Source organism: Alkalicoccus saliphilus, from assembly GCF_003044065.1.
Classification (GTDB): domain Bacteria; phylum Bacillota; class Bacilli; order Bacillales; family Salisediminibacteriaceae; genus Alkalicoccus; species Alkalicoccus saliphilus.
Genome location: NZ_PZJJ01000008.1, coordinates 21,068 through 33,798, shown reverse-complemented (window position 1 = coordinate 33,798; position 12,731 = coordinate 21,068). Strand labels below are relative to the sequence as shown.

The 12,731-nt window shown below is 45.0% G+C and carries 14 protein-coding genes; 12 read left to right on the top strand and 2 right to left on the bottom strand.

Going from position 1 to position 12,731, the window contains the following annotated elements:
* Positions 1–117 precede the first annotated feature (117 nt).
* Complete coding sequence (locus tag C6Y45_RS06625; protein WP_107584443.1) at positions 118–1,023, bottom strand: TIGR01777 family oxidoreductase; 906 nt, start codon at positions 1,021–1,023, stop codon at positions 118–120.
* Positions 1,024–1,114: 91 nt separating this feature from the next.
* On the opposite strand from C6Y45_RS06625, the gene recX reads away from it, so the two are divergent.
* The 3 genes from recX (at position 1,115) to C6Y45_RS06610 (ending at position 2,865) form a co-directional block, all read left to right on the top strand.
* A complete protein-coding gene (gene recX, locus C6Y45_RS06620; RefSeq protein ID WP_107584442.1) occupies positions 1,115–1,930 on the top strand; it encodes a recombination regulator RecX in 816 nt (271 codons plus the stop codon).
* Positions 1,931–2,036: 106 nt separating this feature from the next.
* Positions 2,037–2,351, top strand: coding sequence for a YfhH family protein (locus C6Y45_RS06615; RefSeq protein WP_107584441.1), 315 nt, complete (start codon positions 2,037–2,039; stop codon positions 2,349–2,351).
* Between the two features lie 229 nt (positions 2,352–2,580).
* Positions 2,581–2,865, top strand: a complete 285-nt coding sequence (locus C6Y45_RS06610; protein WP_107584440.1) for a YfhJ family protein — start codon at positions 2,581–2,583, stop codon at positions 2,863–2,865.
* Positions 2,866–2,915: 50 nt separating this feature from the next.
* Here the strand turns inward: C6Y45_RS06610 and C6Y45_RS06605 are convergent, their stop codons facing one another.
* A complete protein-coding gene (locus C6Y45_RS06605; RefSeq protein WP_107584439.1) occupies positions 2,916–3,890 on the bottom strand; it encodes a metal-dependent hydrolase in 975 nt (324 codons plus the stop codon).
* Positions 3,891–3,967: 77 nt separating this feature from the next.
* On the opposite strand from C6Y45_RS06605, the gene mutY reads away from it, so the two are divergent.
* The 9 genes from mutY (at position 3,968) to C6Y45_RS06560 (ending at position 12,716) form a co-directional block, all read left to right on the top strand.
* A complete protein-coding gene (mutY, locus tag C6Y45_RS06600; RefSeq protein WP_245922601.1) occupies positions 3,968–5,026 on the top strand; it encodes an A/G-specific adenine glycosylase in 1,059 nt (352 codons plus the stop codon).
* 2 nt (positions 5,027–5,028) lie between these two features.
* Entirely contained in the window at positions 5,029–5,787 is a 759-nt protein-coding gene (locus C6Y45_RS06595; protein WP_107584437.1) for an SDR family NAD(P)-dependent oxidoreductase, read from the top strand.
* Positions 5,788–5,862: 75 nt separating this feature from the next.
* Positions 5,863–7,476: a gamma-glutamyltransferase family protein gene (locus C6Y45_RS06590; protein ID WP_107584436.1), complete on the top strand. Its 1,614-nt coding sequence runs from the start codon at positions 5,863–5,865 to the stop codon at positions 7,474–7,476.
* Between the two features lie 198 nt (positions 7,477–7,674).
* Positions 7,675–8,229: a chromate transporter gene (locus C6Y45_RS06585; RefSeq protein ID WP_425427860.1), complete on the top strand. Its 555-nt coding sequence runs from the start codon at positions 7,675–7,677 to the stop codon at positions 8,227–8,229.
* Positions 8,226–8,753: a chromate transporter gene (locus C6Y45_RS06580; protein ID WP_107584435.1), complete on the top strand. Its 528-nt coding sequence runs from the start codon at positions 8,226–8,228 to the stop codon at positions 8,751–8,753. Before C6Y45_RS06585 ends, C6Y45_RS06580 begins: the two co-directional genes overlap by 4 nt.
* Positions 8,754–8,862: 109 nt before the next feature.
* Positions 8,863–9,609 (top strand): enoyl-[acyl-carrier-protein] reductase FabL, encoded by a 747-nt coding sequence (gene fabL, locus C6Y45_RS06575; RefSeq protein WP_107584434.1) that lies wholly within the window; start codon positions 8,863–8,865, stop codon positions 9,607–9,609.
* A 280-nt stretch (positions 9,610–9,889) separates the two neighbouring features.
* Positions 9,890–10,357, top strand: coding sequence for a DUF3939 domain-containing protein (locus tag C6Y45_RS06570; protein WP_107584433.1), 468 nt, complete (start codon positions 9,890–9,892; stop codon positions 10,355–10,357).
* Positions 10,358–10,371: 14 nt separating this feature from the next.
* Positions 10,372–10,899, top strand: a complete 528-nt coding sequence (gene ntdP / locus C6Y45_RS06565; RefSeq protein ID WP_107584432.1) for a nucleoside tri-diphosphate phosphatase — start codon at positions 10,372–10,374, stop codon at positions 10,897–10,899.
* 77 nt (positions 10,900–10,976) lie between these two features.
* Positions 10,977–12,716 (top strand): ABC transporter ATP-binding protein, encoded by a 1,740-nt coding sequence (locus tag C6Y45_RS06560; protein WP_281260595.1) that lies wholly within the window; start codon positions 10,977–10,979, stop codon positions 12,714–12,716.
* The last annotated feature ends 15 nt before the right edge of the window (positions 12,717–12,731 follow it).

The following is a 12,731-nucleotide window of genomic DNA, read 5'->3' as shown; positions in this document are numbered from 1 at the left end:
TTAAAACAGGATAGCAGCTGCTTTACTGATGAGTTTCCTATGATGGAAAAACAAGTTAAAACCGCAAGAATTAAAAGGCTGTCCCGATGACGGGCAGCCTTCCAGCTTTCAGTTTATTCAGCGTTTCAGCAGGTCATACAATGCTTCATGGAGATGAGGGAATTCGAATTTAAACCCGCTGTCGAGCAGTTTCTGCGGTACTGCCTGCTGCCCTTCGAGTATTAATACACTCATCTCTCCTAAAGCAATTTTAAGAACATTACTCGGCACGGGAGCCCAGTAGGGACGATCGAGTATTTCTGCCAGTGTACGACCGAAGGAGTTCATTTTTTCCGGAGTCGGGGAAGTAATATTAACCGGTCCGCTCATATTTTCATTTTCCAGGCAGTAGACAAGGGCACGTGCTACATCTTCTACGTGTATCCACGACATCCACTGCTCACCGGTTCCAATCCGGCCGCCTATCCCCATTTTAAAGGGAGGGAGCATTTTTTTTAGAGCGCCGTCTTCTGCAGACAGGACGATTCCAAAACGGCTGAATACGAGGCGTGTTTCAGCCGGAGCCTGCTTTGCTTCTTCTTCCCAGCGGGCTACGACGTCTGCTAGAAAATCGTTCCCTGGTTCAGTATCATCTTCCGTAAATGTTTCTTCGAATGACGTACCGTAATAACCTACCGCCGATCCGTTAATAAGTACGGAAGGTTTTTTATTTAAAGCATGTAAAATACGGACTGTTTCTTTCGTGACGTCGATCCGGCTGTCCAGAATCTCCTTTTTCTTCTGTTCTGTCCAGCGTCCGCTGTTCAGACTTTCACCGGCAAGATTGATGAATCCATCAATTCCTTCCAGCTTTTTTTCAGGTTCTGCTTCGGAAGTGAGCCATTGAATGTAGCTTATCCCATCAGAATCCTGCTTATTCTGTGGGTTACGTGTTAAAATGTATACCTCGTGTCCTTTATTAAGTAATTGTTTTGTTATATTAGTACCTATTAACCCTGTACCTCCTGCTATCGCCACTTTCATGATGACCCCTCCTGATATAATCGTAAGTGTAGTAACTATTCCTTAAATTGAGGATGTTGAAACGTCCCGTACCGGAAAGAAAGGAGAGCTCATGCCAAAAATAGCAAAAATTCAGGCGGCCAAGAAGACGAAGCACCGCTACCACATATATATCGAAAAAAATAATACGGCAGAATACAGTTTTTCTCTTTCAGAAGATGTTCTTGTAAAAGAAGGTCTTTCGAAAGGCATGGAACTGACAGATAAAGAAATGGATCGATTGAAACAGACGGATGAGTGGGATAAAGCTTACCAGCGAGCATTGAATTTTCTCTCTTTCCGAATGCGCTCGGAAAAAGAACTGGATGATTATTTGAGGGAGCAGGAGGTACCTGCAGAAGAAAGAGAAAATATGATAGAAAAACTCCGGAAACTGGATTTCGTAAACGATGAGAGGTTCGCAGCTTCATTCGTCCGCACAAAAAGAGATCAGTCGAAAAAAGGTCCGCTCGTAATCAGGCAGGAATTAAAACAAAAAGGGGTTGCAGAGGCTATTATGGATAAATCTTTATCGCAGTACACGCCGGAAGAACAGCTCGAACTGGCAATTCAGCTTGCCGAGAAAAAGCAGACATCCTACCGCCGAGAATCGGCCAGACAGAGGGAGCAGAAGCTGGTACAGTTTTTGATGCAGAGAGGCTTCCCATCCAGTATCGCTTTTGAAGCCGTCAAAGAAGCAGATATCGAAGCTGATGAGGAAGAGGAATGGGACGCTGTAAGCAGTTGGGGAGAAAAAGCGTGGAGAAAAAACGAATCGAAAGATCCCTACGCACGCCGTCAAAAAGTAAAACAGGCACTTTACCGAAGGGGTTTTCCAGGGGAACTGATTGATCAGTGGCTGGAGGAAAAAGAAGCAGAAGAACAATAAGTCCCGATGCAGGTTTTTATCAGGCCGGCTGTATTAAAACTGCTCTGATAAGTTAAAGCGCATAAATAATCCGCATAAAAATTATTGAAAAGGAGAGATTCTGCAGATGGATAAACAGTACAGCCGAATGACAAAGGAAGAGCTGGAAGCAGAAATAGCCGAACTCCGTGTTCTCGCACAGAAAGCAGAAGCAAAAGGAATAATAAACGAATATGCCGTGCACGAAAGAAAAATCATAATGGCCGAAGCCTACCTGCTGGATCCGGAGGACTTTAAACCGGGAACCACCTATGCAATGAGGGGATCTGGAGAAGGTTTTAAAATCAGTTACATGAACGGGATTTTTGCCTGGGGGCACCGGGAAAATGTTTCTACTATCGAGGCGGTACCGATCTCAGTACTTGAAGCACCTTTATCATAAAGCTATATTAAAGTTCGCGGACTGCTGGAAAAACACTTCGCTTCCAACCGGCCCGCCTTGGCGAACGGTTCTTCCGCCAGAATTAAAGCCTCGCCAAAAGTGAAGCAGCGTTATGTCCGTCTCCCAAATGATCTGTTTTCAAGGCAGCCTTTCACAAAACAATATTAAACTGAAACAGAGAAAATAAATATGTGAGTCTGCTTAAACCATTCTGCAGAGAAGATAAAAGATGGAAGGAGAATTTAACGTGGAAGATTATATCAGCCGACTGACAGACCGTCTGCTGGAAAAGAACAGCAGCCTTTCCTATGCAGAAGCCAGAACATGGGTGGAGCTTCTCTGGGAAGATTTCGAAGCGACTTATGCAAAAGCGGGCTATGAGTATAAAGGAAAAGAAACGACAGAAAAAATTGTAATACAATGGATTGATAACTACGGACCTGAACTGCACGAAATGATCAGAAATAACCCTAAATATAAAAAATGGTTCAACCAGAAAGGCTTTTATCAGTAAGTTATGGCAGTTAAAAATAGAGCAGGCACCCCTTAGGGCGCCTGCTCTTTCTAAGCATAGCTCAGCTTTCTGCGGAGAGTATCCGTATTGTAAATCCAGCCTGTGTAAGAACTGAGTACGTTCAGATCTTCATCCAGCCGTACGATGGCGACGAATGGATAATATCCTTTTGAACGGTACCTGAGATCCACAAATTTTACAGAATAGCCGTGTTCCTCAAGTGAAACAGCCCAGCGGTAAGCAGGAGAAAAAGATAAGAAAGCTTCCAGATTATCATCCTTCCTTGCCGCATTGATAACCGGATCCTCGGGAATCGGTTCGAAAGGATACGTTTCAAAGTAAGTAAGCTTCCCATTTTTCCACTCGGCCACGTACATAAGCTCTGTTGTACGTACTACAATATGCCAGCGGTTCCATCGGAAAGTAGGGGATGTAAAAATGTGCGTGGCATCGGGATGCTGTTTATGCACCGCCTTATGAACCTGATTCTGTTCAAAAATACGCCAAAAGTAATATACAACGATAATGAGAAACATTAATAAAAAAGTCCATCCCGGATCAGCGCCGAATCTCCATGCAAGAATAGCTGCAATGTGGGCAATAAATATAAAAGGATCGAAAATGTTAATAACCCCTAAAGCGAGCCATTTATTGTAGATTGGAGCAAAGGCTTTAGTCCCGTATGCATTAAATATATCGATAAAAACATGTATAAAAACGGCGAAAAAAGTCCACATCCAAAGGTGGAACAAATTAATAGAAGGCATGATAAAATATAGCAGCAGGGTAATAAGAGTCGGCCATATAAACCAAAAAGGGACCGAGTGAGTAACCCCGCGGTGGTTGCGGATATAAACCGCATTATTTTTCAGTTTTAAAACCGTGTCGAAATCCGGAGCCTGAGAACCTACTACAGCTCCGATCATAACGGCCTGAGTCATGGCCGGATCTCCTGCAACGACAGGATCAAGGGCAGCAAGCCCTCCAATAGCAACGCCCATAACGACGTGAGTAGCTGTGTCCATATGTTTCCCTCCATCAGATACTGGCGATATTTTTATTCTACCCGTTTTTAGTACGTTTAAAAAGAGGAGTTTTGCAGGTGAAAATATTAGATAAAAAAAGTTTTCAGCAGGATCTGCTGGACTGGTACGATAAAGAAAAGAGAGATCTTCCGTGGCGCCGTGAAACGGATCCCTATCGTATCTGGGTATCGGAAATCATGCTTCAGCAGACAAAAGTAGATACAGTTATTCCGTATTATAATAATTTTATGGAAAAGTTTCCGACGCTGCAGGATCTGGCTGATGCCGATGAAGATAAAGTGCTGAAAGCCTGGGAAGGTCTTGGTTATTATTCCCGGGCACGAAATCTTCATACTGCTGTGAAGGAAGTAAGGGATGAGTATAAAGGGAAAGTGCCGGACACAGAAGAAGATATTAAAAAGCTTCAGGGAGTGGGGCCCTACACGGCGGGGGCTGTTCTGTCCATCGCCTACAATGTCCCTGCTCCCGCCGTAGACGGAAATGTCATGCGGGTGCTTTCCCGCCTATTTACGATTTACGACGACATAGGAAAAGCTGCAGCCAAAAACAAGTTTGAGCAGCTTATAAGGGAGATTATAGCCGAGAACAGAGCCTCGGATTTTAATCAGGCCGTTATGGAACTGGGCGCTGTTATATGCACCCCTACAAGCCCCGCCTGCCTCCTCTGTCCGGTCCAGAAGCACTGCTCAGCAAAGGAGGAAGGGGTTCAGGATCTGCTGCCTGTTAAAGCAAAAAAGAAGCCTCCCCGTACCGTCCACCTGAAAGCACTTGTGCTGCAGGACGAAAACGACCGGTTTCTTGTGGAAAAAAGACCCGATACAGGGCTGCTTGCCAAGCTGTGGCAGTTTCCGTACATTGAAGCAGCGGAGGAAACAGACGAAGATATTGCTGCTTTTGCAGCAGAGTTTGGAGCCGCAGTGGAGGAAGAGGTGAACTATTATTACGATGTGAAGCACGTTTTTTCTCATCTGGTGTGGGAAATTAAAGTTTACCGGGCAGAGGGGAAAGTAGATAATATTGGTTCCCATCAGCGGCTTCTTACAAAAGACGAGTTAAAAGAATTCACTTTTCCGGTATCTCATCAAAAAATCATGCAAAGTTTAGAGGAGGAGTAATAATGGATCTGCATTTAAAAGGTAAAAAAGTACTTGTCACGGGAGGCTCCAAAGGAATCGGCCGGGGAATCGCAGAAGCTTTTATCAGGGAAGGGGCAGAAGTCGGCGTCATCGCCCGCGGCACGGAAGGACTTAACAACCTGAAAGAAGAGCTTACCGGCATTTACGCAATTCAGGCGGATGTTTCGAACGAAACAGAAAGAGAAGAAGCCTTTAAAGCCTTCATCAAAAACTTTGGTACGATCGATATACTCGTCAATAATGCCGGTGGTTCCAGCGGAGGAAAAACAATGGAAACACCAGTATCCAGTTTCAGGGAAGCGATGGAACTCAATTATTTTTCCGCGCTGCACTTGTCTCAGCTTGCAGCAGCAGAAATGAAAAAGCATAAAAGCGGAGCAGTTATTAATATTTCTTCTATTTTCGGAAGAGAATCCGGGGGGAAACCATCCTACAATAATGCCAAAGCTGCCATGATCAGCCTGACAAAATCCATGGCGGATGAAGTAATTCAAGACGGGATACGCGTAAATGGAATTGCTCCGGGCTCAATTCTTCACCCTACCGGCAACTGGCAGAAGCGGCTGGAAGAAAATCCGGAGAAAATCAATCGGTTTGTGGAGGAACAAATTCCTGCCGGCCGCTTCGGTACGGTGGAGGAAGTTGCTGATACAGCAGTTTTTCTGGCGTCTGAACGGGCTTCCTGGATTGTTGGGGCCACGCTGAATGTAGATGGCGGGCAGTCCCGGTCCAATTTCTAAACCGTATAAATGAATAGTTATTTCGTTTTTCGAAATATGGTAAAATAAATTAAAAAAGGAGTTGATGTCCTGATTATGAACTGGAAAAATGCAAATACGTACCCTTATTCTTCTCAACGAAATGTAACTTTCGGAAGGAATGGGATGGTAGCGACCTCCCAGCCGCTGGCAGCCCAGGCAGGTCTTGATATTTTAAAAAAGGGGGGCAACGCTGTTGATGCGGCGATTGCTGCCGCCGCTGCACTTACCGTAGTAGAACCAACCTCAAATGGTATCGGAAGCGATGCTTTTGCTCTCGTGTGGGTGAAAAATAAGCTTTACGGCTTGAACGCAAGCGGGCATTCCCCGGAGGGTATTTCCCTTGAGGCATTAAAAGAGCGCGGCATTAAGGAAATTCCAAAGTACGGATTTACTCCTGTCACAGTACCAGGAGCACCTGCTGCCTGGGCTGAACTTGCTGAACGATTTGGAAACCTGCCTTTAAAAGAATCACTGGAACCGGCGGTTACATACGCGCGAGAAGGGTTTCCTCTGAGTCCTACACTGGCCGGCTTCTGGGAAAAGGCAGCCCGGGTGTTTAAAGAACAGCTGACAGGAGAAGAATTCCAGGCATGGTTTGAAACATTCGCTCCCGGCGGGAAGGCACCTGCTGCAGGAGAGATGTGGCAGTCGGAAGACCACGCTGTCTCACTGGAGAAAATTGGTGAAACGAGTGCGGAATCTTTTTACCGTGGGGAAATTGCAGAAAAAATTGATCAATTTTCCAAAGATTTCGGCGGGTTTATCCGCTATAAAGATCTGGCTTCTTTCAAGCCTGAATGGGTGGATCCGATTTCAGTCAACTACAAAGGCTATGATGTATGGGAAATTCCCCCGAATGGACAGGGAATAGTGGCATTAATGGCTTTAAACATGCTTAAAAATGACTCCTTTACTTCCAGGGAAGCTGAAGATACGTATCACAGGCAGATCGAAGCTATGAAGCTTGCTTTTACTGATGGCGAAAAGTATATTACTGAGTCCGGGAAAATGTCGCAGAAAACGGATGATATGCTGAGCGACAGTTATGCCCAAAAAAGAAGAAATGAGATAGGGGAAGAGGCATTGATGCCGGAAGCCGGAGACCCATCCGCTTCAGGAACGGTCTACCTTGCGGCTGCAGATAATGAAGGAAATATGGTTTCTTTTATTCAAAGCAACTACATGGGCTTCGGATCCGGACTTGTCGTACCGGGTACAGGTATTGCTCTGCAGAACAGGGGCCATAATTTCAGTATGGACCCGGAACACGATAATGTTCTTGCTCCGAAAAAGAGACCATACCATACGATTATTCCCGGATTTCTGACTAAGGGGGAAGAAGCTGTAGGACCATTCGGAGTCATGGGTGGGTTTATGCAGCCCCAGGGACATATGCAGGTAGTCATGAATTCTGTAGATTTCGGTCTGAATCCCCAGTCTGCTCTGGACGCACCGCGGTGGCAGTGGATGGGACAGAAAAAAGTGCTTGTGGAACAAAGTGTGCCCAACCACATTGCTCTTTCACTTACCTCGAGAGGGCATGAAATTCAAATGACTCACCAGTCCGGGCATTTTGGACGCGGACAGATCATTTGGAGAAATCCCGAAACCGGGGTCCTCCAGGGTGGAACTGAATCACGGACCGATGGAAGTATTGCAGTTTATTAAAAAGTGTATTTTCCGGCTGAAGGCAGCTCCTTCTGCTTATCATCCGCGGAAGTTTTTAAACCGCGCTAAGCAATGCAGCATGTTAACATAACCTTGTATATATTTTAAGAAAGGGGCCGGGGGAATATTTTCCCAGCACCCTTTCTTTCCGTGTGAAGCAGTAATTGAATTAAGGAATGAAAGGAGGCTCTTTCAGCCGTGGAAAAACAAATTCAGCTTTTTATGGCTTTTCTCCGTGTCGGCCTTCTCGGATATGGAGGGGGACCGGCTTCCATCCCTCTCATTCAAAAAGAAGCTGTAGATACATACAAGTGGATGAATGAAGAAGAATTTTCAAACATACTGGCTATCGGTAATACGCTGCCCGGTCCTATAGCTACAAAAATGGCCGGATATATAGGATACAGAGTCGCCGGCTATACCGGAATGATGAATGCCATTGCAGCATCTGTCGTTCCAACAGTTATTTTAATGATCGCGCTTCTTGTTTCCCTCGCTTCTTTCCGGGAATACGGATGGGTGCAGGGGATGACGAATGGAGTTATGCCTATAGTGGCTGTGATGCTGGGTCTGCTTACGTGGGGGTTCATTAAAAAGTCCGGGCAGGATCTCGGATGGCTCACAGCTGTACTGCTCGCTGTATTTTCAGCGCTGCTTATCGAAATGTTCGGACTGCATCCAGCGGTTCTTATAGGGGCACTGATTCTGGTTGTACTCGTTAAACCTTCGAAAAATAAGGAGGTGTCCGCATGATATACTGGGAAATATTCCTCGCTTTTTTTATACCGGGGATTGTCGGATACGGAGGCGGGCCTGCTACAATCCCGCTGATTGAATACGAGGTGGTTCACCGGTACGAATGGATGGCAGTAGAAGAATTCGGGGAGGTACTTGCTCTTGGAAACGCTCTTCCGGGACCAATTGCGACTAAAATGGCAGGATACATAGGCTTTGTGGAAGGAGGCGTACTTGGAGCTTTCATCGCTCTGTTTGCCACCATTGCTCCTTCTTTAATCTTAATGATTATTCTGCTGAGTCTCCTGCTTAAATTCAAGGATTCTCCCAAAGTGAAAAAACTGTCTGCCATTGTGAGGCCGACAATTGCTGTACTTCTCGGCGTAATGACGCTCCGTTTTGCAGAAACATCCTACGATGACAACGGAATTATTCAAACAGTTTTTTTACTGGGAGCCGGATATTATTTGCTTGAAATAAGAAAAATACATCCTGCATTTGTTATAGCAGGAGCACTTTTATACGGTGCGGTTTTTTTATAGAAGAGAGTGTTGAAGTTTTAGTAATTGGCGGATCAGGTGAATACATTCCAGAGATGTTTTATTGAAATGATAATTTTTTAGAGACATTAGAGTTGAAGGAGAGCTGTATATGACAAACAATAAAGTAGCATTAGTTACAGGCAGCAGTCGCGGCATAGGAAGAAAAATTGCTCTGACACTTGCAGAGGAAGGATACAGCATTGTTGTAAATTATGCCCGGAGTAAATCAAAGGCCGCGGAAACAGTGAAAGAAATCAAGGCTATGGGAGTGGATGCCATTGCTGTTAAAGCTAACATTTCCAAAAAAGAGAAGCTGGAGGCCATGTTTGAAGAGATCGATGAGCATTTCGGCCGTCTGGACGTGCTTATTAATAATGCTGCCTCAGGAGTGCTGCGTCCGCTGATGGAACTGGAGGAAAGTCATTGGGATTGGACGATGGACATTAACAGCAAAGCGATGCTTTTCTGCTCCCAGCAGGCAGCGAAAAGAATGAAAGACGGCGGAGCTATCGTAAGTCTCAGCTCTCTCGGATCCATCCGATATCTGCCAAATTATACGACAGTCGGTGTATCCAAAGCTGCTGTGGAAGCTCTTACCCGTTACATGGCCGTGGAACTCGCTCCTGCAGGTATCCGTGTAAATGCTGTATCGGGTGGTGCAGTAGATACTGATGCATTAACCCACTTTCCAAACAGGGACAAACTGCTTGGTGATGCAGCGGAACGGACGCCGGCCGGCAGAATTACAGAACCGGATGATCTCGCAAAAACAGTGAGATTTTTGGTATCTGATGACTCAGAAATGATCCGGGGACAGACAATTATTGTAGATGGAGGCATATCTCTGCTCGCCTGATAATTGTTTCGGGTACTTTTCCACTGTTATATCTGAAAAATCCTTCCGAGAAGCATCCAGGAAGGATTTTTTTGCGTATGAATGATGAGCAGATAAAAGGCATTCAGGATGACACATGTTAAAGAAACAGGCTTTTTTTTGAAATGAAAAAGTTTAATTTCATCTCATTCATGCATAGAAAAGCAAAGAATAGTATAATGAAAAATGAGAAAGCACAGTTAAAAAATGATTGCTGTCGGCCGTGTGTTGAAAAGTCACTTTCCAAAAGGGGGAACACCTCATGTTCGGCAAGAAACGGAAAGAACGCAAAAAGGATAAATCAATAGAAAAAGAACCGGAAATTGTCGAGGCGTCACTGGAGGAAGTCCGTAAAGCTGTAAATTATTATGCGGAAAAATCCGATAACCGTCTATCTCTTCGTACAATTGTAAAACAAAACAATGAAATTGATGCTGAATTTTTAATTTCCTATCTGGGAGGCGTTCCGGACCGGCCATTTTATATGTCGAAGGAGACGTATGAGATATTTGAAGATCCTGAAATGCCGTATCATATCGACCGGGTGCAGATCGCCTGCGATAAGTATTTGATGGAAACTGGAGAATATCCTTGTATGTCCGGGGAGGACGCAGAAAAAGTGAGCTATTTTAAATTACAGCATCATTTAAGAGAGACACCCCCATTTGATTTATATCTTGATCCGAAAGACAGGATGGTGACACACCGAAAGCCGGCGGAAAAGCAGTAGAAAGGAGAAGGGATGTGGATTTTCCGACGGTAGGAAGTACGATTGAAGTACAGAGCTACAAGCATAACGGCACCCTTCACCGAGTATGGGAAGAAACAGTGGTGCTTAAAGGAACGACGCACGAAGTAATCGGCGGCAATGACCGCATTCTCGTAGAGGAATCTGACGGAAGAAAATGGCGGACAAGAGAGCCTGCTATCTGTTATTTCACTTCCGACAGCTGGTTCAATGTAATAGGGATGATTCGTAATGATGGGATATATTATTACTGCAATCTCGGAACTCCCTTCACGTACGATACGGAGGCGCTGAAATATATAGATTACGATCTTGATATTAAAGTATTTCCGGATATGACCTACAAGCTGCTGGACGAGGATGAATTCGACCTGCATAAAAGACAGATGAATTACCCGGAAGAAGTGGAAATAATTCTTCGTAAAGCAGTCGATGAACTCGTTTCCTGGATCAGTTCCCAAAAAGGGCCGTTTGAGCCCGGGTTTATTGAATACTGGTATGAACGATTTTTGCAGCATCGCTGAGAAAATAACGAAGGAGATGTCCTCTAAGGCAGGAGCCTTTTGGACATCTTTTTTCTTGCTTGAAAGGAGTGTGAACGTTGGACAGCATTAGAAGATACATGCAGTTTGTGAAACCTTACTGGAAGCAGATTCTTATTACGGTCGTCATCGGAATGCTGAAGTTTGGCATTCCGCTCCTTATCCCGCTGATTTTAAAATTTGTTATAGATGACATTATCGGCGGGGAAGGGCTGACGACTGGAGAACAGCTCAATATGCTTTACTGGCTGATGGGAGGCGCGTTTATTCTTTTTGTTCTCTTCCGGCCGCCTATTGAATATTACCGGCAGTATTTTGCCCAGTGGACAGGTAACAAAATACTTTACGATATCCGGGACCAGCTGTTTACGCATCTGCAGAAGCTGAGCCTGAAGTTTTACGCCAACAGAAAATCCGGTGAAGTTATCTCACGGGTTATTAATGATGTTGAGCAGACGAAGAACTTTATTATCACTGGTATGATGAATATATGGATTGATATGTTTACGATTATCGTAGCGATCGTTATTATGCTGACACTTGATCCGTGGCTTACAATAGCAGCTGTAGCGCTTCTTCCTTTATATGCGATGTCTGTTAAATTCTTTTATGCGAGACTGCGTGATCTGACACGAAGAAGATCCCAGGCACTGGCAGACGTGCAGGGGCACCTACACGAGAGGCTGCAGGGCATGAGCGTGATAAAAAGCTTTGCACTGGAACCCCATGAGCAGGAAGAGTTTGGAAAGCACAATCAAAACTTCCTCGGGCGGGCTGTGGATCATACAAAATGGAATGCAAAGACGTTTGCGGTTGTTAATACGATCACAGATGTAGCACCGCTGATCGTGATTTTTGTAGCTGCTATTATGGTGATTCAGGCAGACCTTACGGTAGGAACGATGGTCGCGTTTGCGACTTACATGGACAGATTGTATAATCCGCTCCGCCGTCTCATTAATTCTTCTACAACTCTGGTGCAGTCTATTGCTTCAATGGACCGGATGTTTGAGCTGATAGATGAAAAGTATGATATAACCGACCGAAACAAAGCTGTACCTTATTCTTATGCAAGCGGAGAGGTGGAGTTTGACCGCGTTTCTTTTTCCTATGATGATGAAGAGGTCCTCCATGATCTCAGTTTTCGTGCCTACAGCGGCGAAACGGTTGCCGTTGTTGGAATGAGCGGCGGCGGCAAGAGTACCATTATGAGTCTTATACCAAGGTTTTACGATGTTTCAGAAGGAACTATCCGTGTGGACGGCCGGGACATCAGGGAGTATCAGGTACGCACCCTCCGAGATAAAATCGGGATGGTTCTGCAGGATAATATAATTTTCAGCGATTCCATTATGTTTAACATAAAAATGGGTAATCCGGAAGCAAGTGATGAAGAAGTGTATGAGGCGGCCAGAGCAGCCAATGCCCATGACTTCATATCAGAACTTCCTGAAGGATACGAAACTAAAATTGGGGAACGTGGAGTAAAACTTTCCGGCGGCCAGAAGCAGCGTGTAGCGATCGCCCGTGTATTCCTTAAAAATCCACAGATTCTTATTTTTGATGAAGCTACCAGTGCCCTGGATCTTGAAAGTGAAAAACTGATACAGGATTCCCTCGAACGTCTGGCAAAGGACAGGACAACGTTTATCGTTGCCCACCGCCTCGCTACCGTCACTCATGCTGATAAAATTATCGTCATGGAAAATGGGGAAATCGCCGAAACAGGCAGTCACCAGGAGCTTATGGCTCAAAATGGTAAGTATGCCCAGCTTTTCAATATACAAAAATTTGGATAATACTCAACTCGAGCC